The organism is Streptomyces sp. NPDC016851 (assembly GCF_055562795.1).
Map to the genome: position 1 here is coordinate 507,823 of NZ_JBVHEP010000002.1, position 25,112 is coordinate 532,934.

At 72.5% G+C, this 25,112-nt stretch carries 25 protein-coding genes and 1 pseudogene; 15 read left to right on the plus strand and 11 right to left on the minus strand.

Going from position 1 to position 25,112, the window contains the following annotated elements; translation table 11 throughout:
* Positions 1–16: 16 nt before the first annotated feature.
* On the minus strand, positions 17–760 hold the full coding sequence (locus ACZ3I3_RS05010; RefSeq protein WP_467362741.1) for a zinc ribbon domain-containing protein: 744 nt from the start codon (positions 758–760) through the stop codon (positions 17–19).
* A complete protein-coding gene (locus tag ACZ3I3_RS05015) occupies positions 757–1,611 on the minus strand; it encodes a Nif3-like dinuclear metal center hexameric protein (RefSeq protein WP_467362603.1) in 855 nt (284 codons plus the stop codon). Before ACZ3I3_RS05015 ends, ACZ3I3_RS05010 begins: the two co-directional genes overlap by 4 nt.
* 199 nt (positions 1,612–1,810) lie before the next feature.
* On the opposite strand from ACZ3I3_RS05015, the gene ACZ3I3_RS05020 reads away from it, so the two are divergent.
* Together ACZ3I3_RS05020 and ACZ3I3_RS05025 are read left to right on the plus strand one after the other, a co-directional pair.
* Entirely contained in the window at positions 1,811–3,076 is a 1,266-nt protein-coding gene (locus ACZ3I3_RS05020; protein ID WP_467362605.1) for a hypothetical protein, read from the plus strand.
* Between the two features lie 97 nt (positions 3,077–3,173).
* The gene (locus tag ACZ3I3_RS05025; RefSeq protein WP_467362607.1) at positions 3,174–3,350 is read left to right on the plus strand and encodes a hypothetical protein; all 177 of its coding nucleotides are present in this window, start codon (positions 3,174–3,176) and stop codon (positions 3,348–3,350) included.
* A 99-nt stretch (positions 3,351–3,449) separates the two neighbouring features.
* Here ACZ3I3_RS05025 and ACZ3I3_RS05030 read toward each other — a convergent pair whose 3' ends face one another.
* Genes ACZ3I3_RS05030 through ACZ3I3_RS05040 form a run of 3 tightly spaced genes read right to left on the minus strand, consistent with a single transcriptional unit; the run spans position 3,450 to position 6,367 of the window.
* Entirely contained in the window at positions 3,450–4,391 is a 942-nt protein-coding gene (locus ACZ3I3_RS05030; protein WP_467362609.1) for a 3-oxoacyl-ACP reductase, read from the minus strand.
* Positions 4,392–4,401: 10 nt separating this feature from the next.
* Complete coding sequence (locus tag ACZ3I3_RS05035; protein WP_467362611.1) at positions 4,402–5,478, minus strand: Zn-dependent alcohol dehydrogenase; 1,077 nt, start codon at positions 5,476–5,478, stop codon at positions 4,402–4,404.
* Positions 5,479–5,509: 31 nt separating this feature from the next.
* Positions 5,510–6,367 (minus strand): MaoC/PaaZ C-terminal domain-containing protein, encoded by an 858-nt coding sequence (locus tag ACZ3I3_RS05040; RefSeq protein ID WP_467362613.1) that lies wholly within the window; start codon positions 6,365–6,367, stop codon positions 5,510–5,512.
* A gap of 218 nt (positions 6,368–6,585) precedes the next feature.
* On the opposite strand from ACZ3I3_RS05040, the pseudogene ACZ3I3_RS05045 reads away from it, so the two are divergent.
* The 3 genes and pseudogenes from ACZ3I3_RS05045 to ACZ3I3_RS05055 all read left to right on the plus strand — a co-directional run.
* Positions 6,586–6,975: pseudogene (locus ACZ3I3_RS05045) on the plus strand (ATP-binding protein); the annotation flags it as partial.
* Positions 6,976–7,186: 211 nt separating this feature from the next.
* A complete protein-coding gene (locus ACZ3I3_RS05050) occupies positions 7,187–8,410 on the plus strand; it encodes a hypothetical protein (protein WP_467362615.1) in 1,224 nt (407 codons plus the stop codon).
* Positions 8,407–9,024 (plus strand): response regulator, encoded by a 618-nt coding sequence (locus tag ACZ3I3_RS05055; protein WP_467362617.1) that lies wholly within the window; start codon positions 8,407–8,409, stop codon positions 9,022–9,024. The genes ACZ3I3_RS05050 and ACZ3I3_RS05055 overlap by 4 nt, the downstream gene beginning before the upstream one ends.
* 44 nt (positions 9,025–9,068) lie before the next feature.
* On the opposite strand, the gene ACZ3I3_RS05060 is transcribed toward ACZ3I3_RS05055, so the two are convergent.
* Complete coding sequence (locus ACZ3I3_RS05060; RefSeq protein ID WP_467362619.1) at positions 9,069–10,496, minus strand: MFS transporter; 1,428 nt, start codon at positions 10,494–10,496, stop codon at positions 9,069–9,071.
* 194 nt (positions 10,497–10,690) lie between these two features.
* Here ACZ3I3_RS05060 and ACZ3I3_RS05065 point away from each other — a divergent pair, with 194 nt between their 5' ends.
* The 7 genes from ACZ3I3_RS05065 to ACZ3I3_RS05095 all read left to right on the plus strand — a co-directional run bounded on the left by ACZ3I3_RS05065 (position 10,691) and on the right by ACZ3I3_RS05095 (position 17,054).
* A complete protein-coding gene (locus ACZ3I3_RS05065) occupies positions 10,691–12,430 on the plus strand; it encodes an MFS transporter (protein ID WP_467362621.1) in 1,740 nt (579 codons plus the stop codon).
* A gap of 90 nt (positions 12,431–12,520) precedes the next feature.
* Positions 12,521–13,171, plus strand: coding sequence for a class I SAM-dependent methyltransferase (locus ACZ3I3_RS05070; protein ID WP_467362623.1), 651 nt, complete (start codon positions 12,521–12,523; stop codon positions 13,169–13,171).
* A gap of 107 nt (positions 13,172–13,278) precedes the next feature.
* Positions 13,279–13,566: a hypothetical protein gene (locus ACZ3I3_RS05075; RefSeq protein WP_467362625.1), complete on the plus strand. Its 288-nt coding sequence runs from the start codon at positions 13,279–13,281 to the stop codon at positions 13,564–13,566.
* Positions 13,567–13,628: 62 nt separating this feature from the next.
* The gene (locus tag ACZ3I3_RS05080) at positions 13,629–14,594 is read left to right on the plus strand and encodes an N-acetylmuramoyl-L-alanine amidase (protein WP_467362627.1); all 966 of its coding nucleotides are present in this window, start codon (positions 13,629–13,631) and stop codon (positions 14,592–14,594) included.
* A 159-nt stretch (positions 14,595–14,753) separates the two neighbouring features.
* Positions 14,754–15,599 carry a hypothetical protein gene (locus tag ACZ3I3_RS05085; RefSeq protein ID WP_467362628.1) on the plus strand — a complete coding sequence of 282 codons (846 nt, stop codon included), beginning with the start codon at positions 14,754–14,756 and terminating at the stop codon, positions 15,597–15,599.
* Between the two features lie 97 nt (positions 15,600–15,696).
* Complete coding sequence (locus tag ACZ3I3_RS05090) at positions 15,697–16,707, plus strand: LLM class F420-dependent oxidoreductase (RefSeq protein WP_467362630.1); 1,011 nt, start codon at positions 15,697–15,699, stop codon at positions 16,705–16,707.
* Between the two features lie 53 nt (positions 16,708–16,760).
* Entirely contained in the window at positions 16,761–17,054 is a 294-nt protein-coding gene (locus tag ACZ3I3_RS05095; protein ID WP_354735227.1) for a hypothetical protein, read from the plus strand.
* A gap of 77 nt (positions 17,055–17,131) precedes the next feature.
* Here the strand turns inward: ACZ3I3_RS05095 and ACZ3I3_RS05100 are convergent, their stop codons facing one another.
* The 3 genes from ACZ3I3_RS05100 to ACZ3I3_RS05110 are packed head-to-tail and all read right to left on the minus strand — an operon-like array spanning position 17,132 to position 20,594.
* Positions 17,132–18,202 carry a prenyltransferase/squalene oxidase repeat-containing protein gene (locus ACZ3I3_RS05100; RefSeq protein WP_467362632.1) on the minus strand — a complete coding sequence of 357 codons (1,071 nt, stop codon included), beginning with the start codon at positions 18,200–18,202 and terminating at the stop codon, positions 17,132–17,134.
* Entirely contained in the window at positions 18,199–18,948 is a 750-nt protein-coding gene (locus ACZ3I3_RS05105; RefSeq protein WP_467362634.1) for a class I SAM-dependent methyltransferase, read from the minus strand. The genes ACZ3I3_RS05100 and ACZ3I3_RS05105 overlap by 4 nt, the downstream gene beginning before the upstream one ends.
* Positions 18,942–20,594 (minus strand): glycosyltransferase family 4 protein, encoded by a 1,653-nt coding sequence (locus ACZ3I3_RS05110; protein ID WP_467362636.1) that lies wholly within the window; start codon positions 20,592–20,594, stop codon positions 18,942–18,944. The genes ACZ3I3_RS05105 and ACZ3I3_RS05110 overlap by 7 nt, the downstream gene beginning before the upstream one ends.
* Positions 20,595–20,805: 211 nt before the next feature.
* Here ACZ3I3_RS05110 and ACZ3I3_RS05115 point away from each other — a divergent pair, with 211 nt between their 5' ends.
* Positions 20,806–21,468 (plus strand): TetR family transcriptional regulator, encoded by a 663-nt coding sequence (locus ACZ3I3_RS05115; RefSeq protein WP_467362637.1) that lies wholly within the window; start codon positions 20,806–20,808, stop codon positions 21,466–21,468.
* A gap of 413 nt (positions 21,469–21,881) precedes the next feature.
* Positions 21,882–22,202 (plus strand): GYD domain-containing protein, encoded by a 321-nt coding sequence (locus ACZ3I3_RS05120; protein ID WP_467362638.1) that lies wholly within the window; start codon positions 21,882–21,884, stop codon positions 22,200–22,202.
* Between the two features lie 76 nt (positions 22,203–22,278).
* Here the strand turns inward: ACZ3I3_RS05120 and ACZ3I3_RS05125 are convergent, their stop codons facing one another.
* Both ACZ3I3_RS05125 and ACZ3I3_RS05130 read right to left on the minus strand, forming a co-directional pair.
* Positions 22,279–22,512, minus strand: a complete 234-nt coding sequence (locus ACZ3I3_RS05125) for a ferredoxin (RefSeq protein WP_274815940.1) — start codon at positions 22,510–22,512, stop codon at positions 22,279–22,281.
* A 2-nt stretch (positions 22,513–22,514) separates the two neighbouring features.
* The gene (locus ACZ3I3_RS05130) at positions 22,515–23,966 is read right to left on the minus strand and encodes an aldehyde dehydrogenase (RefSeq protein ID WP_359039895.1); all 1,452 of its coding nucleotides are present in this window, start codon (positions 23,964–23,966) and stop codon (positions 22,515–22,517) included.
* A gap of 86 nt (positions 23,967–24,052) precedes the next feature.
* Between ACZ3I3_RS05130 and ACZ3I3_RS05135 the strand changes: the two genes are divergently transcribed.
* A complete protein-coding gene (locus tag ACZ3I3_RS05135) occupies positions 24,053–25,105 on the plus strand; it encodes an MBL fold metallo-hydrolase (protein WP_467362640.1) in 1,053 nt (350 codons plus the stop codon).
* The last annotated feature ends 7 nt before the right edge of the window (positions 25,106–25,112 follow it).

Sequence of the window (25,112 nt, forward strand, 5' to 3'; positions counted from 1 at the left end):
ACAGGCTCCCCGCGGCCTAGATACCCGACTCGGACGTGCGCACCAGGATGCGGCGGCAGTTCTCGCAGCGGATCACCGTGTCGGGCGCCGCGCTGCGGATCTCGCTCAGCTCCGTGATGGCGAGCTCCTGCCGGCAGCCCTGGCAGCTGCGCGCGTACAGCTTCGCCGCGCCGACGCCGCCCTGCTGCTCGCGCAGCTTCTCGTAGAGCTTGAGCAGGTCGGCGGGGATCGACCCGGCGATGACCTCGCGCTCCTTGGTGACCGTGGCGATCTCGCCGTCGATCTCCTCGAAGGCCGCGTCACGGCGCGCGGTCGCGTCGTCGATCTTCGCCTCGACGGAGCCGACCCGCTCGGTCAGCTCGGCGACCCGCTGCTGCGCGGACTCCCGGCGCTCCATGACCTCCAGCACCACGTCCTCCAGATCACCCTGCCGCTTGGCGAGCGAGGTGATCTCGCGCTGGAGGTTCTCCAGGTCCTTGGGGGAGGTGACGGCACCGGAGTCCAGGCGCTGCTGGTCGCGGGCGGCACGCTGGCGCACCTGGTCGACGTCCTGCTCGGCCTTGGTCTGCTCGCGGGCGGTGTCGCTCTCCTCGGTCTGCGCGGCCACGAGCAGGTCGCGCAGCTGGGTGTGGTCCTTGGTCAGCGACTCGATCTCGGCGTGCTCGGGCAGCGACCTCCGCCGGTGGGCCAGCTGCTGGAGGCGGACGTCGAGGTCCTGGACGTCGAGGAGTCGGATCTGGTCGGCGGGCTCGGCGTTCAGTTCGGGGCTCCCAGGGGGTCAGAAGTGGTAGAGGCCGCGTGGGCGGTCCAGGGGTCGGTGACCGTCTTCGAGACGTGGACGCGCAGGTCCCATCCGTGGCGGTCGGAGATCTCGTCGAGCTGGCTCGCGGCCAGCTCGCACCAGGGCCACTCGGTGGCCCAGTGCGCCGCGTCGAGCAGCGCGAGGGGGCTGTGGGCACGGGCCTCGGAGACGGGGTGGTGGCGCAGGTCCGCCGTGAGGAAGGCGTCGACGCCCGCAGCGCGTACGTGGTCGAAGAGGCTGTCGCCGGAGCCGCCGCTGACGGCGACCGTGCGGACGAGCGCCTCGGGGTCGCCGGCGACCCGGATGCCCTGCGCGGTGGCGGGCAGCCGCTCGGCGGCGCGGGCGGCGAACTCGCGGACGGTCAGCGGGTGGTCCAGGGCGCAGACGCGGCCGAGGCCCCGGCGGCCCTCCGGGTCGGTGGGGTCCGGTACGAGCGGCCCGGTCACCCTGAGGTCCAGGGCGCCCGCGAGGGCGTCGGAGACGCCGGGGTCGGCGCTGTCGGCGTTGGTGTGGGCGACGTGCAGCGCGATGTCGTTCTTGATGAGCGTGTGGACGACACGGCCCTTGAAGTGGGACGCCGCGACCGTCGTCGTGCCGCGCAGATAGAGCGGGTGGTGGGTGACGAGCAGGTCGGCGCCCAGCTTCACCGCCTCGTCGACGATCTCCTGGACCGGGTCGACGGCGAACAGGACGCGCGTGACCTGCTGGTCCGGGTCGCCCGCGACGGTGCCGACCGCGTCCCAGGACTCGGCCCGCTCGGCGGGCCACAGGCTCTCCAGCTCGGCGATGACTTCAGACAGACGGGGCACGGGTGCAAGGCTACCCGTCTGATCTGTGCCGTTGAACCGCCACCGCCCCGGCCCGCCCGCCCTCGCCCCGCTCAGCACAAACGCCCCCTCCTCCTCAGGCGAATCGTTCCTGGAACACCCTTATGTGTGAAGTCGGGGGCCTGCGGATTCCCCGGCCGCGCGTACGAAAACTACGTTCGTCACTGGAGGTGACCGAACGATGACAGCGTGTGCGATCGAGCCTTCGGCGGGACACGAGGACGACGAGGCCGCGCCGGCAGGATGCACACTCACCGCGGACGGCGCCTACGCCGCACGCCTCGCGTCGGCCGGCGACTCCTGGTTCCCCGAGCGCTGGACCCTGGACGGCCCCGAGCCGTACGCGGTGCCCCTGCCCCGCAACCAGCCGGAGGAACCCGGCACCGAGGTGCAGCCGATGGGTGACGGGCGGGTCCTCATCCACCGTCTGGTGGCCGGGCGGCACGCCTTCTCGCTGCTGTACCCGACCGGGCCCGGCACCGGCGAGGTGCCCCTGGGCGTGGTGGAGTGCCCGGACGACACGGCCCGGCTGCGGCTGCTGCCGCCCGCCCCCGGCGGCGAGCGGGCGTACGCCCTGTCCGTCGGCCCGCGTGCGACCACGGTGTGGCTGGTGGCGGGCGGCGCCTTCGGGCCCGAGCGGCTGGCCGAAGTGCCCGGCCGCTGCTCGGGCGGGGTCTGGCTGGACCGTACGGGGCGGCTGCTGGCCCTGGACCGGGAGACCGGCGGGCGCACCAAGGCCGTCGTGGTGGACCTGGAGCGCGGCGGGGAGGTGTCGCCGCTGCTCCAGATCGCCGCCGACAGCGACGACCGGCTGCTGCTCGCCGACCACGACAGCGGATTGCTGCTGATCCGCTCGGACGCGCCCTCGCCGGGGCAGAACCGGCTGGGCTGGGGGGTCCTGGGCAGCACCCTGCCGGTGCGCTTCCCGGAGTGCCTGCGGCTGCCGGACTGCACCCTCACGCCGTTCGCGATCCAGCCGGGGCAGATGCTGACGCCGGAGAGCTGCGCGGTGGCGCTGCGCGTCGACGGGCCGCGCGGCAGCTGGGTCGGCGTGTGGCGGCCGGCCGAGCGCCGGGTGCACCATCTCCCGGCGCCCGAGGGGTGGCTGGCGGGCGCCGGCCTGTGGACGCCGGACGGGGTGCTGCGGCTGCCGTACGCGACGGAGGCCGTGCCGTGCGGCGTGGCACAGGTGAGCCCGCCCGCGGCCGTACCGCCCGAGCCCGGCGCGTCCCCGGTGACAGGACACCCCCCGGAACCTGCGCCCCCGGAACCGGTGCCCCCGACTCCGGGAACCTCCGAGACGCCTCCGCAGCCGGCACAGGCCGCACCGCCCGGACAACCCCCACAGCCCACTCCACCAGCCGATCCCGCTCCGCCCCCGGCCCCCTCCACCCCCCGCCCGGTTCCGCTGCAAGAGGCGCCGTTGGGACGGCTTGTAACGAACTAGTGCCGGTTGGCGTGGCCGCCTGGATCCGGGGTGCGGGGGGCCGGTTAAACTCGCCCGGCTGTTTGAAAGATCATGTTGACGGGGTGAATTCCATCCGATGAGCGACGCCAGCACCAACCAGCTGCACACAGCCGACGTCCAGGAGACCGCCGCCGGCCACGGCCGGCACCGCGGCGAGATCTCCACGCAGGTCGGCGAGACGGCTCCGCGCGGGCGCCACCGCAAGCCGGTGGCGGAGACCGAGCGGAGCGAGCGCACCGAGACGGCGGCCTGACGGAACGTCAGTGGCCGTACGGCGTACGGTGAACGGCCCCGCCCCTCTACGACGGGTGGGGCCGTTTCCCGTTCTTCAGCCGCGCCCCGACCCCGGGCTTCAGCCGCGTTTCAGCCCCAGCACCTCCACCGCCGCGAACGTCTCCCCCGCCGACCGGTCCGCGTAGTACGGCCCGAGGACGGCCTCCAGTTCCTCGTACGTGAAGGTGTCCTGCTTGCTGTCGAACCGGGCGGCGACGCGCGGCCGTTCGACGACGGCCACCATGCCGCCGTGCACCACGAGGAGCTGTCCGTTCAGGTGCGCCGCGGCGGGTGAGGCCAGATAGCCGACGAGCGGGGCGACGTGCTCGGGGGCGAGCGGGTCGAGGCCGTTGCCGGGGGGCTGTTCGACGCCCGCGAAGACGTCCTCGGTCATCCGGGTGCGGGCGCGCGGGCAGATCGCGTTGGCCGTGACGCCGTACTTGCCGAGGGCGAGGGCCGTGGAGGTGGTCAGGCCGACGATCCCGCCCTTGGCGGCCGCGTAGTTGGGCTGCCCGGCGGAACCGGCGAGGAACGCCTCGGAGGAGGTGTTCACGATCCGCCCGTACACCGGCTCCCCGGTCCGTTTCGACCGCTCCCGCCAGTGGGCGGCGGCGAACCGGGTGGTGTTGAAGTGCCCCTTGAGGTGCACGCGGAGTACGGCGTCCCACTCCTCCTCGGCCATCGAGAACACCATGCGGTCGCGCAGGATGCCCGCGTTGTTGACGAGGATGTCGAGCGTGCCGAACTCGGCGACGGCCGATTCGACGAGCCCTCGGGCCTGTTCGAAGTCGGAGACGTCTCCGGTGTGCGCGAGCGCTGTCCCGCCGGCCGCCCGTATCTCGGCGACGACCTCCTCGGCGGGTCCGGCCGAGGCCTCGCCGGTGCCGTCGCGGCCGGGCCGCCCGTAGTCGTTGACGACGACGGCGGCGCCGAGCCGGGCGAGTTCCAGCGCCTCGGCCCGGCCGAGCCCGCGGCCCGCGCCCGTGACGATCGCGGACAGTCCGTTCAGCGGCAGCGGCATGGCGGTGTCCTCACATCTCGATGCACGTACGCAGGGCGGTCCCGGTCCGCATCTGGTCCAGGGCCTCGTTGATGTCGGCGAAGGGGACCCGGTGGGTGATCAGGCCCGCCAGGTCGACGCGCCCCGCGCGCCACAGGGCGATGGTGCGTTCGTAGGAGCGCAGGATGTCGCCGCCGCCGTACATGGACGGCAGGATCCGCTTCTCGTCGAAGAACAGCTCGAACATGTTCAGCTGGAGGACGTCGTCCATGGCGCCCGCGCCGACCACGACGAGGGTGCCGCCGCGCCGGGTGTTGTCGTAGGCGGCGCGTGCCGTGGCGGACTTGCCGACGACCTCGAAGACGTAGTCGAAGCCCTCGCCGCCGGTGATCTGCTGCTTGGCGTCGGGCAGCTCGTCGGGCGAGACGGCCTTCGTGGCCCCGAACCGCAGGGCTGCCTCGCGCCGCGTCCCGACCGGGTCGACGGCGACGATCTCGGCGGCCCCGCGCAGCCGGGCCCCCTGGATCACGGAGATGCCGACACCGCCGCACCCGATGACCGCCACCGACGAACCGGCCTCCACGTCGGCCGTGTTGAGCGCGGCGCCCAGGCCGGTCGTCACACCGCAGCCGATGAGGGCGGCGATGTCGAAGGGCACGTCGTCGGGTATCGGGACCGCGCACCCGGCGTCGACGACGACCTCCTCGGTGAAGGTGCCGGTGCCGGCCATGCCGAAGACGTCCCCGCCGGGCCGCCTGAAGTTGGGGGTGCCCGCGTTCATGAACCCGGCGAGGCACAGCTCGGTCTGTCCGCGCTTGCAGGCGGGGCAGACGCCGCAGGCGGGCAGCCAGCACACGACGACCCGGTCACCGGCCGTCAAGTGGCCGACTCCTTCGCCGACTTCGAGGATCTCGCCCGCCCCCTCGTGCCCGGGCACGAACGGCCCGGGCTGCGGCAGCACCCCGCTCATCGCGGACAGGTCCGAGTGGCACAGCCCCGCCGCGCGCACCCGGATCCGCACCCTGCCGGGGCCGAATCCCACCGCCTCGACGTCGTCGAGGACCTCCAGCTTGTCCTGGCCGATCTCGTGCAGTACGGCTGCGCGCATGGTGCGGCTCCCCTCGTACGGCGTGTGGGACTCAGGTGTGTGCGACGACGGTGTCGGCGAGGACGGGCGCGTCGTCCCTCTCGACGGCGCTGACGGCGACCCGGACCTCGCCGTCCATGCGCCACATGCGGATGCGCAGCGTCTCGCCCGGATACACCACCCCGGCGAACCGGGTGGCGTACGAGCGGACCCGGGTCACGTCCCCGTCGAGCAGCGTGTCCACGACCGCCTTGAGCGTCATGCCGTAGGTGCACAGCCCGTGCAGGATGGGCCGGTCGAATCCGGCGCGCTTGGCGAACTCGGGGTCGGCGTGCAACGGGTTCCGGTCCCCGGACAGCCGGTACAACAGGGCCTGGTCCTCGCGGACGTGCCGTTCGACGACCCGGTCCGGCTCGCCCGCGGGCGGATCGAGCCGGGTGGACGGCCCCCGGTCGCCGCCCCAGCCCCCCTCACCCCGGACGTAGATCTGCGCGTCGTTGGTCCACAACGGCCCGTCCTCGTCGGTGACTTCGGTGCGCATGACGAGGACGGCCGCCTTGCCCTTGTCGTACACGGCGGCGATCCGGCCGGTGGCGGTCGCGCGGCCCCGGGCCGGGATGGGGCGGTGGACCTGGAGGCTCTGCCCGCCGTGGAGGACGCGGGCGAGGTCGACGTCGACGCCGGGCATGGACAGGCCGCTGATCACGCCGGGGGATCCGGCGCCGGCGACGGTGGCGAAGCTCGGCAGGACGTGCAGCCGGGACTCCAGGGTGTAGCGCAGCTCGTCGGGGTCGGTGGCGGGGATGCCCGCGCCGATGCCGAGGTGGTAGAGCTGCACGTCCTTGTGGTCCCAGGAGAGCTCGCCGGTCCGGGGTTCGGCGGCGAGCGCCTTGGCTGCGTCGATGGGCATGGGGCTCCTGATCGCCGTGGGAAGGGCCACCGTGGGAAAGACCACCGTGGCAAAGACCTCGGCACGGCCGTCCGCACCGTCGGCCGCGCCGAGGCCGTCTGCGGCCGAACTGGAACGCGTTCCAGTCCTGCGCCCTCTGTATAGCCCAGGCCCCCACACTTGTGAAGCCTCCTGACACCGTGTCAGATCCCTGCCCGGGTGAGACGCGGGCCTTCGGCCCGCAGACCCAGGCGCTGCTGGGCTGGGTGGCACGCGAGGCGGTCACGAACGCCGTACGCCACAGGGCCGCGCTTCAGTGCGAGATCACGCTGTCGGGCGGGGCGGAGCGGGTGCGTCTGTCGGTGGTGGACGACGGGGTGGGGGCGGCGGCGGTCTTCGACGGCGGGGGCATCGAGGTCGGAGCGGTCGCCGACGGCGCGGGCGGTGGGCTCGGTGGCTCGGGCGCCCGGGCCGGCACGGGGCTGACAGGCCTGACCGAGCGTCTCGCGGCGGCGGGCGGCTCACTGACGGCGGGGCCGCGCGCCAGGGGCGGATTCGCCGTGTCGGCGGAGCTCCCGCTCGATGTCGATGCGACGGACGTGAACCCGGCGGTGGCGCAACGGGCGTGACCGTTCGCCTCACGATGCCGCCGGGCCGGGCCGGGGCGCGGCCGGATGCCAAGCCGGCCGCCCCGGCGACCAGGGGGCGGGACGCACAACGGCCCGCGCGGGCGTGTACGTTGGCCGATGGTCCGCGCGCGCCACACGTACGCGTACACGCACCCGCACACGTGCCCGTACGCGTCGACGGCGCCGGCAACGGCTAGGGAAAATGGAGCACATGGCACGCGTCGCCGTCATCACCGCGCCGAACATCGGGTACCGCAACACCGGCATGCTGACCGTCGACTTGGCGTTCGAGTCCCTGCGGCGGCGGATGGCCCCCGGGACCGACGCCACCTGGTACACCCTGCACACGCCGGAGACCGTGCCGCTGCGCGAGTGCGCGCGAGGCACAGAGCTGCCGTTCCGCTTCCTCCCCCTGGCCGAGCACCTCGACTCGCTCCGTGACCACGACGCGGTCGTCTTCTGGGGCGACTTCCTCCACACCCGGCACTACCTGGAGCAGGACGCGACGAACCGATTGCTCGACTTCGGTTTCGCCGAGGACCGAGCGACCGCCCGCAACCTGCTCAACCGCACCCTGCTGTTCGCGGACCAGCCGGACGACCTCCTCGCGCGGACCCTCAGCTACGGCGGGACGATCCTGCACAACTCCCAGTCCGACTACGAGGACAAGGAGTACGGCCCCCTGTTCTCCCGCCTGGTGACGCGAAGCCGCCGCGTCTGGGTGCGTGACCCGCTCTCGGCGGCGAAGATCGCGCATCTGCGCGGGGACCGTACGACCGACTACTTCGGTTCGGACGCGGCGCTGCTGTCCCGCCCGGGCGACCTCGACCACCTCGCGACGACGGAATGGTCCCGGGCGGTCCCGGACGGCGGTGCGATCGGTGTGTTCCTCGGCGCGCGGACGCCGATCCCCGAGTGGTTGCCCGCCTTCTGCCAGGACCTGTCCGAGCGTCTGGGCGCCCCGCTGGAATGGCTGCCCTGGTTCGACCGGGACGTCCCCGCTCCGGTCGGTCACATCGCGCAGCGCCCGGGCGGGCACACCATCGGCGACCTGGTGCGGGTCCTGCCCCGCTACCGCCTGGTCATCACGGACACCTACCACCTGGCCGTCAACGCCTGGGGCGCCGGCACACCCGCGGTGTGCGTCGGCGCGCCCGAGCCGACTCCCAAGACCCATGACGACTACCTGACGCTGAGCGATGTGAAGAAGCACGTCTTCCACATGGCCTACGACGCGACGGACTTCTACCTGTCCACCCAGGAAGGGCACCGGCACAGCAGCGACCGGCTCGACCGGCTGGTCCAGCTCCTCGAGGGCGGCGGTGCCGAGGCCGTGGCGGCACGCATCCGTGCCCACGCCGACTACTCGGCGACGGCCTTCACCGAGACGCTGGCCTCGGTGCTCGACGCGCCCCACCCTCCCCTCGGCCCGTGACCGACAGACCCGTCCGCGTGCTGCTCGCGGAGGACCAGGGCATGCTGCGCGGTGCGCTCGCGCTGCTGCTCGGCATGGAGGACGACATCGAGGTCGTCGCCCAGGTGGGGGCCGGTGACGCGATCCTGGACGCGGCGCTCGCCCACCGCCCCGACGTCGCGCTCCTCGACATCGAACTCCCGGGAAAGAGCGGCCTGGACGCCGCCGCGGAGCTGCGCGTGCGGGTGCCCGACTGCCGGGTGCTGATCCTCACCACGTTCGGCCGGCCCGGCTATCTGCGCCGCGCCCTGGAGGCGGGGGCCACCGGTTTCCTCGTGAAGGACGGCCCCGTGGAGGAACTGGCCGCCGCGATCCGCCGCGTCCTGGCCGGCGAGACGGTCGTCGACCCGGCCCTCGCCACGGCCGCGCTCAGCGCCGGTCCCAACCCCCTCACCGCACGCGAGAGCGACGCCGTCAAGGCCTCCGCGGACGGCGCGACGGTCGCGGACATCGCCGCCCGGCTCCACCTCTCGGAGTCCACCGTCCGCAACTACCTCTCCTCCGCCATCGGCAAGACGGGCACCCGCAACCGCACGGAGGCCCTGCGCGAGGCCCGCCGCCAGGGCTGGCTGTGACGACTCGGCCCGACCCGACCGACGCCACGCTCGGTCCCGCGGTCCTACCGCTCGTCCGCCGTGCGGGGCAGCCACACCCACATGAGCAGCACACCCGCCGCCAGCACCCCGGTCCCCACCCGGAACGCCAGCGCATACCCCTCCGTCAGTGCCTCCGGCGTCCCGCTGCCCGCCGACCGGGTCGCCGCAAGTGTCGACAGGACCGCCAGGCCCAGTGAACCGCCCATCGTGCGGGAGGTGTTGACCAGGCCGGACACCAGTCCGGCCTCCTCGGGCGGCGCGCCGGAGGTGGCCACGGAGGCCAGCGGGGTCGCCGCCAGTCCCGCGCCGAGCATCATCAGGACTCCGGGGACCAGGATCGTCGTCGCGTACGCGCCCTCGGGGGTCATCGTCGACTGCCAGGCGAAGCCGGCCACGGCGACCAGTGTGCCCAGCGCCGCCACGTTCCGCGGCCCGAGCCCGCGCATGAGCCGGGGCGCGATCTTGGAGCCGAAGATGACGGCCAGGGAGCTCGGGACCAGGGCGAGTCCGGCCTCCAGCGGGGTGTAGCCCAGGACGTTCTGCGCGTACAGGGTCATGAAGAACCACATGCAGAACATCGCGGACCCGCACAGGAACATCGCCACGTTCGCCGACGACACCGACCGCAGCTTCAGCAGCCCGAGCGGCATCAGCGGGCTCCGCGTCCGGGCCTCGACCGTGAGGAACAGCCCGATCAGCGCGAGCCCGGCGAGCAGCGGCAGCAGCGTGGCCGTCGCCGTCCAGCCCGCCGCCTCCGTCTGGGAGATGCCGTAGGCCAACGTGCCGAGCCCGCCCGTGACGAGCAGCGCGCCCGGCAGGTCGAGCCGCCGCCCGTCCCCGGCCCGGCCCTCGGTGAGGAACCATGCGGCCCCGCACAGCACGACCGCCCCCACCGGCACGTTGATCAGCAGCACCCACCGCCACGACAGCGTCTCCGTCAGCAGCCCGCCGACCAGGCCGCCCGCCGCGCCGCCGCCGGCACCGACCGCCGTCCAGGTCCCGATGGCCCGGGCCCGGGCGGCGCCCTCCGGCACCGAGGCGGTGAGGATCGTCAGCGTCGAGGGCGCCAGCACCGCCGCCCCGAGCCCCTGCGCGGCCCGCGCCACCAGCAGCTGCCAGTCGTCCTGCGCCAGCCCGCCCGCCAGCGAGGCCAGGGTGAACAGGCCGAGCCCGACGAGGAACATCCGCTTGCGGCCGTAGAGGTCTCCGGCCCGCCCGCCGAGCAGCATGAACCCGGCGAAGGCGATGGCGTAGGCGTTCACCACCCACTGCAGGCCCTGCTCGCTCAGTCCGAGCCCGGTGCGCATGGACGGCAGCGCCACGTTGACGACGGACACGTCCAGCACGACCAGGAACTGCCCGGCACACGTGAGCGCGATCACCAGCCAGGTGGGAGGCGCGGTGCGGCGTGGCGTACGGGTTATTTCGGCGGCTTCGAGCATGGGTGTCATGCTCTCAACCACTCCATGCTCCTTGCATCGGGATTTCGACCTAGGGCCACGGCACCGCCGGACCTCCTTCCCCAAGAGAAGGTCAAGATTTCGTTAGAGTGCCGAAGCAACGGAATAGTTGCCTACGCATACGAGGTTCGCACCCCACGTAACCACGCACCCCCGAACACACCCCGGCCTGGAGGCCCCCCTCAATGACGCAGACGACGACAGTCCGTCCCGCCGGCAGAGCGCGCGGGGCCGTGGTCCCGGTCCTCGCCTTCGCGGGCATCGTTGTCGCGGTGATGCAGACCCTGCTCGTCCCGGTCATCAAGGACCTGCCGCAGCTGCTGGACACCGCCCCCAGCGACGCCACCTGGGTCCTGACCTCGACCCTCCTCTCGGGCGCGGTGGCCACCCCGATCATGGGCCGCCTCGGCGACCTGTACGGCAAGCGGCGCATGCTGATCACGAGCCTGGCGGTCATGGTCGTCGGCGCCCTGGTCAGCGCGTTCACCAGCGACCTGCTGCTCATGATCGCCGGCCGTACGCTCCAGGGCTTCGCGATGGGCGCCATCCCGCTCGGCATCGGCCTGATGCGCGACATGCTGCCCCGGGAGAAGCTCGGCTCGGCGATGGCCCTGATGAGCTCCTCCATAGGCGTCGGCGGCGGCCTCGCCCTGCCCGCCGCCGCCCTGGTCGCGCAGCACAGCGACTGGCACGCCCTGTTCTACGGCGCCGCCGGCCTCGGTGTCCTCGCCATCGCCCTCACCCTGCTCGTCGTGCCCGAGTCGCCGATGCGCGCCGAGGGCTCCTTCGACCTGCCGGGCGCGATCGGCCTCTCCGCCGGTCTCGTGCTCTTCCTGCTGCCGATCACCAAGGGCAGCGACTGGGGCTGGACCTCCGGCACCACGCTCGGCCTGTTCGCCGCCGCCGCGGTCGTCCTGCTCCTGTGGGGCGTGATGGAACTGCGCGTCAAGGCCCCGCTGGTCGACCTGCGCACCACGGCCCGTCCGGCCGTCCTCTTCACCAACCTCGCCTCGATCATGGTCGGCGTCTCCTTCTACGTCGTCTCCCTGGTCCTGCCCCAGCTGCTCCAGCTGCCGAAGTCCACCGGCTACGGCCTCGGCCAGTCGATGGTCGTCGCGGGCCTGCTCGTCGCGCCGCTCGGCCTGACGATGATGCTCACCGCGCCCGTCTACGCCCGGCTGTCCGCGAAGTACGGCCCCAAGGTCACCCTGATCCTCGGCCTGCTGATCATCGCGATCGGCTACGGCGCCGGCCTCGGCCTGATGAGCGCCGCCTGGCAGAGCCTGGTCATCTCGGTCCTGCTGGGCGCGGGCATCGGCCTCGCCTACTCCTCGCTGCCCGCACTGATCGTGGGCGCGGTCCCGGCCTCGGAGACGGGCGCGGCGAACGGCCTCAACACCCTGATGCGTTCCATCGGCACGTCCGTGTCGAGCGCCGTCATCGGCATGGTGCTGGCGAACACCGCGGACAACGTCGGCGGCGTCGAGATCCCGACCATGCACGGCTTCCGGCTCTCCTTCCTGATCGCGACCGGCGCGGTCGCCGTCGGCCTGCTGCTGGCCCTCTTCCTGCCCGGCCGCCGCCCGTCGGACAAGCCGCAGCTGCGCGCCAGCAGCGAGGAGGACGCCAACCTGGAGCGCGCCGAAGCGGTGCTGCGCGGCTTCCGCGGCCGCGTCCTGGCGGCGGACGGCACTCCGGTCGCCCGCGCCAAGGTCACGCTGATCGACCGCCGGGGCCGCCAGGCGGGCGCGACGCTCTCCGCGGAGGACGGCGCCTACGCCCTCACCGTCCCGGCGGGCGGCTCCTACGTCGTCGCCGCCCGCGCCACGGGCCACGCCCCCCTCGCCTCGTCCGCGACCCACACCGGCGACGAGCGGCCGGTCGACCTGGACCTGTCGCTGCCGGGCGAGACGGTCTCCGTCTGAACCCGCTGCCCATCCGGACCCCCTGTCACCCTTTGGCAGGGGGTCCGGCAGCATGGGCGCCCGGACCGTCGTACGACCGAGAGGAACCCCATGCCCACGGCCCCCGAGCCCGAGATCCTGGCCGCCTTCGAGGCGGCGAAGGGCTTCATGCCCGTGGGTGAGGGCCTGGCCCTGTACGCGGCGGCGGTGGAGGCCGGCCGGCTCGGTCTGCCGCTGCTGGAGGTCGGCACGTACTGCGGCCGCTCCACGGTCCTGCTCGCCGACGCGGCCCGCGAGGCCGGCGTCACCGCGCTCACCGTCGACCACCACCGGGGCAGCGAGGAGCAGCAGCCGGGCTGGGAGTACCACGACCCGGAGACGGTCGACCCCGAGCTCGGCCTGATGGACACGCTGCCCACGTTCCGCCGCACCCTGCACCGGGCAGGCCTGGAGGAGCACGTGGTCGCCCTGGTCGGCCGTTCCCCGCAGATCGCGGCGATCTGGCAGACCCCGGTCGGATTCGTCTTCATCGACGGCGGCCACACCGACGAGCACGCCACCGCCGACTACGAGGGCTGGGCCCCGCACGTGGCCGAGGGCGGCCTGCTCGTCATCCACGACGTCTTCCCCGAGCCGGAGGACGAGTTCACCGGCCAGGCCCCGTACCGCGTCTACCTCCGAGCCCTCGCCTCCGGCGCGTTCACCGAGGTCTCGGCGACGGACTCCCTGCGCGTCCTGCGGCGCACCGGCCCCGGCGTCTAGCGGAACGGCTGGGCGGGTGAACTGCGGCCCCTCCAGCCCTTCCCGGTCGGCCCACGGGCGGCGTGGCGCTTCGGTGGGCGACCGCCGCTGCCCAAGGATCCGGGCGCGTGGCACACACCTTCGCAGAGCTCGTGGAGAAGCAGCGCGCGGCGGACGAGGCGTACGCCCGCGTGCGGCAACTGCAGGACGCCTACGGTCCGCCCACCCAGACCAAGTGGAGCGCCCAGCAGACCACCACCTGGGAGACCGCCTGGCGCGCCTGGCGCGACCTCGCCCGCGACGTCCAGGCGGCGGTGACCGCGTACGCGAAGCAGGAGGACACCCCGCGCCAGGAGATCGAGGCACGGGTGAAGGAGGCGGTACGGCACGCGGAGCCCGACGGGAACGAGGAGTAGCCGCCACCCGTTGGGCTCTCCTCGGCCCGCTGCCCCTGCGGACGGCCGCTAGGGTGGCACACGTGTCGTACGTAGGCCCGGACTTCGAACCTCCCCAGCCCCGCCGCCCCCGCCGCGGCCCCCTGACCGTCGCGCTCGCCGCGCTGGTGCCCGGGGCGCTGCTCGGCTGGCTCGTGTACGAGACGGTGGGCGGCTCGGGGGACGACGGCGGCTCGGGCCGGGCGACCGTGCGGTCCTCCCCGCCCCCCGTGTCCTCCGCGTCGGACACACCGACCGACGACGCCAAGAATCCGAGCGCCTCGCCGTCGCGGAAACCGACGGCGTCCTCGACCTCAGCGCCCGCCCCGGCCTCCGGCCCGCTCAAGGGAAAGGTCGTCGTCATCGACCCCGGGCACAACCCGGAGAACTTCCAGCACGCCTCCGAGATCAACCGCAAGGTGAACATCGGGACGAACTGGAAGGAGTGCGATACCACGGGCACCTCCACCAACGACGGTTACACCGAGGCGAAGTTCACCCTGGACGTGGCGCACCGGATGCGCACGCTCCTCGAACAGCAGGGCGCCACGGTGAAGCTGACGCAGGACGCCGACCGGCCGTACGGCCCGTGCGTGGACGAGCGGGCCCGGATCGGCAACGAGGCGAAGGCCGACGCCGTGGTCTCGGTCCACGCGGACGGCTCGGGCGCCGGCAACCGCGGCTTCCACGTCATCCTGCCCGGCGCGGTCCACGCGGGCGCCGCCGACACCCGCGCGATCGTCGCCCCCTCCCGCGATCTCGGCGAGCGCGTCGCGGGCCGCTTCGTCGCCGTCACCGGCAGCGCGCCGTCCAACTACATCGGCGACGGCACCGGACTCGTCACGCGTAAGGACCTGGGCGGTCTCAATCTGTCAACGGTTCCCAAGGTGTTCATCGAGTGCGGCAACATGCGCGATAGCAAGGACGCGGCGCTGCTGACCAGTGGCGCGTGGCGGCAGAAGGCGGCGCAAGGGATCTCTGAGGGAATCGTGAGTTTCCTGCGCGGGTAGCTCTCGGCGGGACGTTCCGGGCGGACACCCTGGTCGGGCGGACGATAGGGTCCGTTCGTACGATGAGGGGTCACCCCCGCGCTTCACACCGGGGCCTGACGGCGACATGGTGGCAGCGACGCCTCTACCGACGATGAGACGACCTACGAAGGACCTGAAGTGAATATCCGCTCCCTCACTCGAGGCGACGGCGTGGTGATCGGAGCAGCGGTGTTGCTGTTCATCGCGTCGTTTCTCGACCTCTACTCGCTCGATGGTGTCCCTGACAGCGCCGACCTCCCCAGTCTGTGGTCAAGCGGGCCGGTCGTGCTCAGTGTCGTTCTGGCGGGGGTCATCGGCGCCGCGCTCGTCATCGTCACCCGCAGTCTGCCGCAGGTCCCGAAGATCGCGGGTCTCGACCTGGGTCAGTTCGGCGTCGCCCTCACCGTGTTCGCCGCGTGGAGCGCGCTGGGCAACGTCTTCGACCCGGCCGGCGGAGGCGACAACTTCGAGGGCAGCACCTCCGACGGTCCCAGCCCCGGCCTCGGCCTGACCCTCGCCCTCGTCGCCACGCTGCTCCTGGCCGCCGCCGCCATCGTCACGCCCCTCGTCCCCGCCCTCAAGGGCGCCCTCATCCCCGCCCCGCGCCCGGCCGCTCCGCAGCCCTACGGCGCCCAGCCGCCCGGCGGTTACGGCTACCCGGGTGCCCAGCAGCCGGGTGGCTACGGTCACCCGCAGCCGGGACAGCCCGGGCCCGGGCAGCCGGGGCAGCCCTACGCCGGTCAGCCCCAGCCCCAGCAGGCTCAGGCTCCGCAGCCCCCGGCCGGGGACTTCTCGCCGTTCTGGTTCGCGGTGCCGGTGCCGCGGCCGCTGTTCGCGGAGGACGGTTCGCCCACCCCGATCGCCGAACTCGCCCCGGGCACCTGGTACCTGGCCGTCGAGCAGCGCGGCGCGGCCCTGGTCGCGCAGACTCAGGACGGCCGCCGCGGTGTCCTGCAGGACACGTCGGGCATCCAGCGCGGCTGAGCCCCTGAACGACGTACGGCCCCTCGCCCTTCCGGGTGGGGGGCCGTTGCCGTACAGTCGTCGCCCAACATAGCTGACGACCCGTCAGGAGGCAGGCGTGCGGCTCGGTCTCGCCCTCGGTTACTGGGGTCGCGGCCCCTCCCCCGGCCATGTGCCGCTCGCGCAGGAGGCCGAGCGGCTGGGCTACGACTCGGTGTGGACGGCGGAGTCGTGGGGCTCGGACGCGTTCACGCCGCTGGCCTGGATCGCCGCCCACACCTCCACCATCAAGGTGGGCACCGCGGTCGCCCAGATGGCGGCCCGCCCGCCGACCACCACCGCCATGCAGGCGCTCACCCTCGACCATCTCTCCGGCGGGCGCATGATGCTGGGCCTGGGCCTGTCCGGCCCGCAGGTCGTCGAGGGCTGGTACGGCCGCCCGTTCCCGAAGTCGCCGCTGACCGCCACCCGCGAGTACGTCGACGTCGTACGGCAGGTGTTGCGGCGCGAGGCGCCGGTCGAGCTGGCCGGCCGTTTCCACGCCCACCCCTACCGGGGCCCGGACGCCACCGGCCTCGGCAAGCCCCTCAAGCCGATCACCCATCCGCTCCGCCCGGACCTGCCGGTCCTGCTCGGCGCGGAGGGGCCGAAGAACGTCGCCCAGACGACCCGGATCGCCGACGGCTGGCTGCCGCTGTACTGGTCGCCGACACGGCCGGAGGTGTACGGCCCCGCGCTGCGCGACCTTCCCGACGGCTTCCTCGTCGCCCCGCTGGCCCAGGTCCGGCTCTGCGACGACGTCACCGAGGGCCTGTTGCCCGTCAAGGCCATGCTCGGCTTCTACATCGGCGGCATGGGACACGCGGCCCGCAACTTCCACGCCGACCTCATGGCCCGCATGGGGTACGAGGAGGAGGCCCGCCGGATCCAGGAGTTGTTCCTGTCCGGCCGCAGGGAGGAGGCCGTCCTCGCCGTGCCGGACGCCTTCGCCGACGAGATCTCCCTGGTCGGCCCGCGCCAACGCATCGCCGAGCGCCTGGAGTTGTGGCGCAAGGGCCCGGTGACGGACCTGCTGGCGCTGGCACCGGACCGGGAGACGCTGCGTGTACTCGCGGAGTTGAACGCCTGAGCGAATTTCGCACGTACGGGTTTCATTCAGACTTCAAGGGCAACCCGGAGGGCATGTCCCCTCGATATCGCAACGGTGCGAATCAGGCCGGCACGGTCATCGCCGTCGTCGCCGACATCATGGCCCTCATCCTGGGCCTGTGGATTCTGATGTACCTGCTGGACGCCAACCGGGCGAACGACTTCGTCCAGTTCGTCCACGACGCGGCCCGCTGGCTGGCGGGTTGGTCCCACGACCTCTTCACGTTCGACGAGGCCTGGGCCCGAGTGGTCGCCGGCTACGGCCTGGCAGCGGTGGTCTACTTGTTCGTGGGCCACGCGATTGCCAACAGGGTTCACCGACACTGACCTTTAGGGGCGCGGGGAACTGCGCGACCAGCCACACACAACCCGCGCCCGCAATCAGGCCACAACCCCCCGAGCTCTCAGGCGCAACACTCCGAGTCCAGCCCCACAGGCAGACCCTCACCGCCGAAGACCCGGCACGTGGCCTCATGGCCACCCAACGCGGCAACGGCCAGAAGCAGCGACCCCGCGGTCCACGTGGTCAACTCCCGCGGCCAGATCGCGTCGTCCTCGAAGACGTACCCCGTCCAGTACAGCCCGCTCTCCGGATCGCGCAGATGCTGGATCGACTGCAGCACCTCCAACGCCCGGTCGGACTCCCCCATCGCCCAGAGCGCCAGGGCGAGTTCCGCGGACTCGCCCCCCGTCACCCACGGGTTGGGAACCACGCACCGCACACCCAGCCCCGGGACGACGAACCGGTCCCAGTCCTCCTCGATGCGGGCCTTGGCCTCCGCACCGGTCAGGGCACCGCCGAGCACGGGGTAGTACCAGTCCATCGAGTAACGGTTCTTGTCGAGGAACCGCTCCGGATGCCGGCGTATCGCGTGCCGCAGCGCACCCGCCGCCAACTCCCAGTCCGGCTGGGCCTCTTCGCGCTGATCGGCGATCGCCAGCGCGCAGCGCAGCGCGTGGTGGATGGAGGAGCTGCCCGTCAGCAGGGCGTCCGCCGTGTCCGTGCCGTCGTCGTCGCGCCGCCAGCCGATCTGCCCGCCGGGCTGCTGGAGCCGCAGCACGAACTCCACCGCCGCGTACACCACCGGCCACATCCGCTCCAGGAACGCGTCGTCACCGGTGGAGAGATGGTGGTGCCAGACGCCGACGGCTATGTAGGCGACGAAGTTGGTCTCCCGGCCCCGGTCGGTGACCTCGGCGAAGTCCCCGTCCGCGTAGGCCGCGTACCAGGAGCCGTCCTCGTTCTGGTGCCGGGCCAGCCACAGGTAGGCCCGTTCGGCCGCCTCGTGTTCACCGGCCGCGTCGAGGGCCATCGCGGCCTCGACGTGGTCCCACGGGTCGAGGTGGTGGCCCCGGAACCAGGGGATCGCGCCGTCCTCGCGCTGTACGGCGAGGATGCCGGCGACGGTCGCGGCGGCCTGCCCTGCGGTGAGGACCCCGGGCAGGACCAGGTGTTCCGTCCGGGGAGTCGTCACTGGGCGTCCGCCCCGGTGCCGGAAAGACGCGGCAGGTGCGGCTTGGTCGCGTACGCCACGAAGCTCTTGCCGATCAGCGGGTTCAGCGCCTGCTCCGCGACCCGGGTGGCCAGCGGTTTCTTCATGATGTCCCAGACCAGGAGCTTGTGGTACGCCCGCACGGGCAGCGCCTTGTCGTTGTCGACGCCGAACGCGCACTTCAGCCACCAGTACGGGGAGTGCAGCGCGTGGGCGTGGTGGGTGCCGTACGGCTCCAGGCCGGCCTCGCGGATCTTCTCCAGCAGCTCGTCCGCCTTGTAGATGCGGATGTGGCCGCCCTCGACCTCGTGGTAGGCGTCGGACAGGGTCCAGCAGACCTTCTCGGGGCCGTAGCGCGGGACGGTGACGGCGATGCGCCCGCCGGGCTTGAGCACGCGCACCATCTCGGCGAGGACGCCCTTGTCGTCAGGGATGTGCTCCATCACCTCGGAGATGATGACGACGTCGAAGAACTCGTCGGGGAAGGGCAGGGCGAGGGCGTCGCCCTCCATGGCCGTGGCGGTGGCGCCCTCGGGGGCCTCGCCGGCCTCCTTCATCGCCGCGAACCACTTCGTGACCTCGCGGATCTCCTCGGCGTTCTGGTCCAGCGCCACGACCTGCGCGCCGCGCCGGTAGCACTCGAACGCGTGCCGGCCGGCACCGCAGCCGAGGTCCAGGACTCGGTCGCCCGGGGCGAGCGGGAACCGGGAGAAGTCGACGGTCAGCACGTGGCCCTGCTTTCGGAGTTGACGCCTTCTACATCTGTGGTGGCTGCGGAGACGGCACCTGCGGGATCCGCGGAACGGCCGGGGGCCGGGGACGCCGGCTGATCGACGCCGGCTGCCGGGAGGCGGCCGGAAGCGGCCGGGCCCGCGGAGTCGGCGGGAGCCGGGGCCGTCGAGCGGTCGCCCCCCGCCTCGGAGCCGCCGGACGTCAGGGACGCCGGGCGGTCCCCGCCCGCTGCGGAGCGGTCGCCGCCCACCGCGAAACCGCCGGACGTCAGGGGAGTCGAGCGGTCGCCGCCCACCGCGAAACCGCCGGAGGCCGGGGGCGTCACCACGGAACGCTCGCCGCGGGACCTGGCGATCGCCTCGCGGTAGCGCGCCACCGTCCCCTCCGCCGCCCTGGCCCAGGTGAAGTGCCGCAGGACTCGTTCCCGCCCGGCCGCTCCGAGCCGCGCGCGCAGCTCCGCGTCGCCCAGCAGCCGGACCAGCCCGGCCGCCAGTGCCTGCGAGTCGCCCGGCGGGACCGCGAGGCAGGTCTCCCCGTCCCGGCCGGCGACCTCGGGGATCGCGCCGCCGGTCGTGGCGAGCAGGGGCGTCCCGGTCGCCATGGCCTCGGCGGCCGGGAGTGAGAAGCCCTCGTAGAGCGACGGGACGCACGCGACCTGGGCGGAGCGCACGAGGTCGACGAGTTCCGCGTCGGAGATGCCCTTGACGAACTCGACGGCGCCGTCGAGGCCGTAGCGTTCCATCGCCTGGGCGACGGGCCCCTCGGCCGGGCGCTTGCCGACGACGACGAGGTGGGCGCCGGGGTGCTCGGTGCGCACCTTGGCGAGGGCCTCGACGAGATGGACCAGGCCCTTCAGCGGCACGTCCGCGCTGGACGTCGTCACGATCCGGCCCGGCACGACCGGCACCGAGGGGTCCGGCGAGAACAGGTCGGTGTCGGCGCCGATGTGGACCACGTGGATGCGGTCCTGGCGGACGCCGAGGTGGTCGACGATCTCCTGCTGGGACGTGCCGGAGACGGTGAGGACGGACGGCAGCCGCCGCGCGACGCGCTTCTGCATGCGCGTGAAGCCGTACCAGCGGCGCACCGAGAGGCGCCGCTTCCAGCCCTCCGCCGCGTCCAGCTCCAACTGCCGGTCGACGGTGATGGGGTGGTGGATCGTGGTCACCAGGGGGGCGCCCACGTCGCCCAGCAGCCCGTACCCGAGGGTCTGGTTGTCATGGACGACGTCGAACTCGCCGCGGCGGGCGCGCAGATGGCGGCGGGCGCGCAGCGAGAACGTCAGGGGTTCGGGGAAGCCGCCGGTCCACATGGTCGCGACTTCGAGCGCGTCGATCCAGTCGCGGTACTCGTCGCGCTTCGGCGTGCGGAAAGGATCCGGCTGGCGGTAGAGGTCGAGGCTGGGCAGCTCGGTGAGGCTCAGCCCGTCGTAGCCCTCGTCGAGCACGGGATACGGCTGTGCGCCGATGACCTCGACCCGGTGGCCGAGGCGGGCCAGTTCGCGCGAGAGGTGCCGGACGTAGACGCCCTGGCCGCCGCAGAACGGGTTCCCTTTATAGGTGAGGAGCGCGATGTGGAGCGGTCGCAAGCCGTCGGCGGCGGGGTCCTCCGGAGCCCCGGCCTCCCTGGCCTCAGCGGTCACTCTGGGCCCCCTTCTGACTGCTCTGTCCCGCGAGATTACGCCGGGACGCTAATCTAGAACAAGTTTCAGACTTGATCGTTCGGAGGCTCTGAATCTACCGGCAGGTAGGGGCGCTGTGAGCAGTGGATCAGGTGATTCACGCCACGACCGGCACCGTGCCATGCTGTCTGATCACTCGTCCTCACGGACGGTCACGGAACGGGCCCGACCCATGCCCGCGGAAGCCAAGGTGAGCGCCAAGGTGAACAAGCCGGCCAAGGTGGATGCCAGAGCCACGGTCCCCGGCTCCCCGCCCCTGACGGAGCGGCAGGAGGCCCGCCGTCGCCGCATCCTGCACGCGAGCGCGCAACTGGCCAGCCGGGGCGGCTTCGACGCCGTGCAGATGCGCGAGGTCGCGGAGTCCTCGCAGGTGGCGCTGGGCACGCTGTACCGCTACTTCCCCTCCAAGATCCACCTACTGGTCGCCACCATGCAGGACCAGCTGGAGCACATGCACGGCACGCTGCGCAAGAAGCCCCCGCAGGGCGAGACGGCGGCCGAGCGGGTCGCGGAGACGCTGATGCGGGCCTTCCGCGCCCTCCAGCGCGAACCGCATCTGGCCGACGCGATGGTCCGCGCCCTCACCTTCGCCGACCGCAGCGTGAGCCCGGAGGTCGACCAGGTCTCGCGGCAGACGACGGCCATCATCCTGGACGCGATGGGGCTGGAACACCCCACTCCGGAGCAGTTGTCGGCGGTCCGGGTCATCGAGCACACCTGGCACTCGGCCCTCATCACCTGGCTGTCGGGCCGCGCCTCCATCGCCCAGGTCAAGATCGACATCGAGACGGTGTGCCGCCTGATCGACCTGACGGCGCCGGACGCACGTGAATGACCCCCGACGTACGTGAATGACCCCCGGCGCACATGAATGACCTACGAGACGGGTTCCCTTCGCCGGCATGGTCCGGATCAGGTTCTGGGGGTCGCCTTCCGGTCGCCGGACCTCTCGGTCCTTCGACCTTCCGACCTCTCAGCCCTACCGTCGCAGTCGGCACCGGCGGAAGCCGAAGCTTCCTGCCAGAGTCGGCCAACTCCGGTCGGACTCCCTCACTCGTCCCGTAGGCCTGATTCCAGGCTAGAACTTCTCGCCGCAAAGAGAAGCCCCTGTGTGGGATTTTTTACCTAAATGTCCTGAGTGACCCCTACGTCCCCCATGAGGCCCTCGCCACCGCGACGAACCACCGAGTCGGAAGGAACATGAGGGAGTCAAAGCGACTTTTCGGGCGGAAGTGAAAGGGCACCCCCATGCCGAAGTACCTGTTCAAGGTGAAGCTCACCCCGGACGGACTGAAGGGTCTGCTCAAGGAGGGCGGGAGCTCGCGGCGTGACGTCGTCGGGCGCATGGTCGAGGGCCTCGGGGGCCGGGTCGAGACGATGTACTGGGCCTTCGGCGACGACGACGTCTACGTCACGGCGGAGCTGCCGGGCAACACCTCCGCCGCGGCCATGGGCATGGTCGTCTCGGCCGCGGGCGGGGTCCGCACCAGCACGGTCGTCCTGCTGTCACCCGAGGAGGTGGACGAGGCCGTCCGGCAGCAGGTGGACTACCGGGCACCCGGCGCCTGAGGGGCCACCCGGCGTCTGAGGGGACCCCCGGGCCGGCCCCGCCGGCGCCTGACGCGCCCTGGGGCGGCGGCTGCCGCTACTCCTCCGGTGGGAACACCGGCTCCCCGCTGTCCCCCAGCGTGATCGTGATCGCCTCCACCGGACAGTTCTCCGCCGCCTCCAGCACCCGCTCGTTCGCGTCCGTGTCCGGGGCGACCGGATGGGACTGCCGGGCGGAGTCCAGGCGGAAGCCGTCCGGCGCGTGGTGGAGGCACTGGGCAGAGCCGATGCACAGGGAGCGGTCGACCTCCACGTGCCAGCGGTCGCCCATCGCTACGCGTCCGCCGGGAGGTGGATCATCTTGTGCTCCAGGTACTCGCCGTACCCCTCGGGACCGAACTCCCGCCCCAGGCCAGAGCTCTTGTAGCCGCCGAAGGGGCCCAGCATGTCCAGGCTGAAGGTGTTGACCGAGTAGGTGCCGGTACGGACCTGGCGGGCGATCTCGATGCCGTGCTCGACGTCCGCCGTCCACACGCTGCCGCTCAGCCCGTAGTCGGAGTCGTTGGCGATCTTCACGGCGTCGGACTCGTCGTCGTAGGGCAGCAGGCAGATCACCGGGCCGAAGATCTCCTCGCGGGCGATGCGCATGGAGTTGTCGACGTCGCCGAAGAGGGTCGGCTCGACGTACCAGCCGCGGTCGAGGCCGGCCGGGCGTCCGCCGCCCGTGAGGATCTTGGCGCCCTCCTCCTGCCCGATGCGGATGTAGTCGAGGTTGCGCCGCTGCTGCCGCCGCGCCACCAGCGGGCCCACCTGGGTCGCCGGGTCCAGCGGGTCGCCGACCGTCAGCGCGCCCGCCGCGGCGGCCAGGGCGTCGGCGAACTCGTCGTAGCGGGAGCGCGGGAGGAGGATGCGGGTCTGGGCGACACAGGCCTGCCCGTTGTTCATCCAGGCCGCGGGGGCGATGCCCGCGACGGCCGTCTCGACGTCCGCGTCGGGCAGGACGACGGCCGCCGACTTGCCGCCCAGTTCGAGGGTCACGCGCGTGAGGTTGCGGGCGGCGACCTCCATCACGCGCTTGCCGGCCGCGACCGACCCGGTGAAGGACACCTTGTCGACGCCGGGGTGCCCGACCAGGTACTCGCTCACCTCCCGGTCCGCGGGCAGGATCGACAGCACGCCCTCCGGCAGCCCGGCCTCCCGCGCGATCTCGCCGAGCAGGTACGCGTCCAGCGGTGACTCGGGCGAGGGCTTGAGCACGGCCGTGCAGCCGGTGAGGAGCGCGGGGGCCAGCTTGGCGGCGGCGACGAACTGCGGGACGTTCCAGGGGACGACGGCGGCGACCACCCCGACGGGCTCGCGCCGGACCAGGATGCGGCCGAGCACGCCGTCGCGCCGCTCCTCGTAGGTGAAGTTCCGCGCGACGGTGATCGCCGAGTCCCAGACCATGACGGCGCCGAGGGCCTGGGCGAGGACGCTCCAGGAGTACGGGGAGCCGTTCTGGGCGGAGATCACGCGGGCGATCTCGTCGTGCCGGGCGGCGATCCCGTCCTTGATCCTGCTCACGACCTCGATCCGCTCGTCGAGGCTCATGCGCGGCCAGGGGCCCTCGTCGAAGGCCCGCCGGGCCACCCCCACGGCCCGGTCCACATCCGCCGTCGAGGCGTGCGGGACGCGCCCGATGACCTCTTCCGTGTGCGGCGAGATCACCTCGATGACGTCCGTACCCAGGGGGTCGGTCAACTCCCCGCCGACGAACAGCTGTCCGTGTTCCACGAGCTCGGTCATGGCCGACTGCCTTCACATCTGACGGTGTTTCAGAAACTGATACCAGTTCTCGTTATAGTGGGCAATGGCCGTGGAACGGAGGGCACATGCAGAGCAGCCAGGACCGCGAGCCCGCCCCGGCGGTGTACGACCACGGCGGAGGTGTCCGGTCCCTGCGGGTCCCCATCCCGGACAACCCCCTCGGCCACACACTGGTGTACGTCGTCGACACCGACCGGGGCCCGGTACTGATCGACACCGGCTGGGACGACCCGGAGTCCTGGGACACCCTCGCGACCGGCCTCACCGCCTGCGGCACCTCGGTCTCCGAGATCCACGGCGTGGTCGTCACCCACCACCACCCCGACCACCACGGCCTGTCCGGCCGGGTCCGCGAGGCCTCGGGCGCCTGGATCGCGATGCACGCGGCGGACACGGCGGTCGTACGGCGGACCCGGGGGGCCCGCCCCGAGCGCTGGTTCTCGTACATGACGGCCAAGCTCGCCGCCGCCGGCGCCCCGGAGGAGCACATCGCCCCGCTGCGCGCGGCCCGGCCCCGCGCCCTGCCCGGCCTCTCCCCCGCCCTGCCCGACCGCGACATCGTCCCCGGCGAACTCCTCGACCTCCCCGGCCGCCGCCTGCGCGCGATCTGGACCCCGGGGCACACCCCGGGCCACGTCTGCCTCCACTTGGAGGAGACCCACCCGGCGCAACTCCCCGGCCACGGCCGCCTGTTCTCCGGTGACCACCTGCTGCCCGAGATCACCCCGCACATCGGCCTCTACGAGGACCCCGACGACACGACGGTCACCGACCCCCTGGGCGACTACCTCGACTCCCTCGAACGCGTGGGCCGCCTCGCCCCCGCCGAAGTGCTCCCCGCCCACCAGCACCCCTTCCCCGACGCCGGCGCCCGCGTCCGCGAACTGCTCGCCCACCACGAGGCCCGCCTCACCGACCTGCTGGCCCTCCTCGCCGCACCGCTCACACCCTGGCAGCTCGCCGAACGCATGGAGTGGAACCGCCCCTGGGCGGACATCCCCCACGGCTCGCGCACCATCGCCGTCTCGGAGGCCGAGTCCCATCTGCGCCGCCTGGTCAAGGCGGGCCGGGCGGAGGCGGTGCCGGGGAGCGACCCGGTGACGTACGTGGCGGTGTAGGTGACGT

Coding starts and splice junctions, on each gene's coding strand:
- ACZ3I3_RS05020 (WP_467362605.1), top strand. CDS start 1,811: ATGACAGCGTGTGCGATCGAGCCTTCGGCGGGACACGAGGACGACGAG.
- ACZ3I3_RS05025 (WP_467362607.1), top strand. CDS start 3,174: ATGAGCGACGCCAGCACCAACCAGCTGCACACAGCCGACGTCCAGGAG.
- ACZ3I3_RS05030 (WP_467362609.1), bottom strand. CDS start 4,391: ATGCCGCTGCCGCTGAACGGACTGTCCGCGATCGTCACGGGCGCGGGC.
- ACZ3I3_RS05035 (WP_467362611.1), bottom strand. CDS start 5,478: ATGCGCGCAGCCGTACTGCACGAGATCGGCCAGGACAAGCTGGAGGTC.
- ACZ3I3_RS05040 (WP_467362613.1), bottom strand. CDS start 6,367: ATGCCCATCGACGCAGCCAAGGCGCTCGCCGCCGAACCCCGGACCGGC.
- ACZ3I3_RS05050 (WP_467362615.1), top strand. CDS start 7,187: ATGGCACGCGTCGCCGTCATCACCGCGCCGAACATCGGGTACCGCAAC.
- ACZ3I3_RS05060 (WP_467362619.1), bottom strand. CDS start 10,496: ATGACACCCATGCTCGAAGCCGCCGAAATAACCCGTACGCCACGCCGC.
- ACZ3I3_RS05065 (WP_467362621.1), top strand. CDS start 10,691: ATGACGCAGACGACGACAGTCCGTCCCGCCGGCAGAGCGCGCGGGGCC.
- ACZ3I3_RS05070 (WP_467362623.1), top strand. CDS start 12,521: ATGCCCACGGCCCCCGAGCCCGAGATCCTGGCCGCCTTCGAGGCGGCG.
- ACZ3I3_RS05095 (WP_354735227.1), top strand. CDS start 16,761: ATGTCCCCTCGATATCGCAACGGTGCGAATCAGGCCGGCACGGTCATC.
- ACZ3I3_RS05115 (WP_467362637.1), top strand. CDS start 20,806: ATGCCCGCGGAAGCCAAGGTGAGCGCCAAGGTGAACAAGCCGGCCAAG.
- ACZ3I3_RS05120 (WP_467362638.1), top strand. CDS start 21,882: ATGCCGAAGTACCTGTTCAAGGTGAAGCTCACCCCGGACGGACTGAAG.
- ACZ3I3_RS05125 (WP_274815940.1), bottom strand. CDS start 22,512: ATGGGCGACCGCTGGCACGTGGAGGTCGACCGCTCCCTGTGCATCGGC.
- ACZ3I3_RS05130 (WP_359039895.1), bottom strand. CDS start 23,966: ATGACCGAGCTCGTGGAACACGGACAGCTGTTCGTCGGCGGGGAGTTG.
- ACZ3I3_RS05135 (WP_467362640.1), top strand. CDS start 24,053: ATGCAGAGCAGCCAGGACCGCGAGCCCGCCCCGGCGGTGTACGACCAC.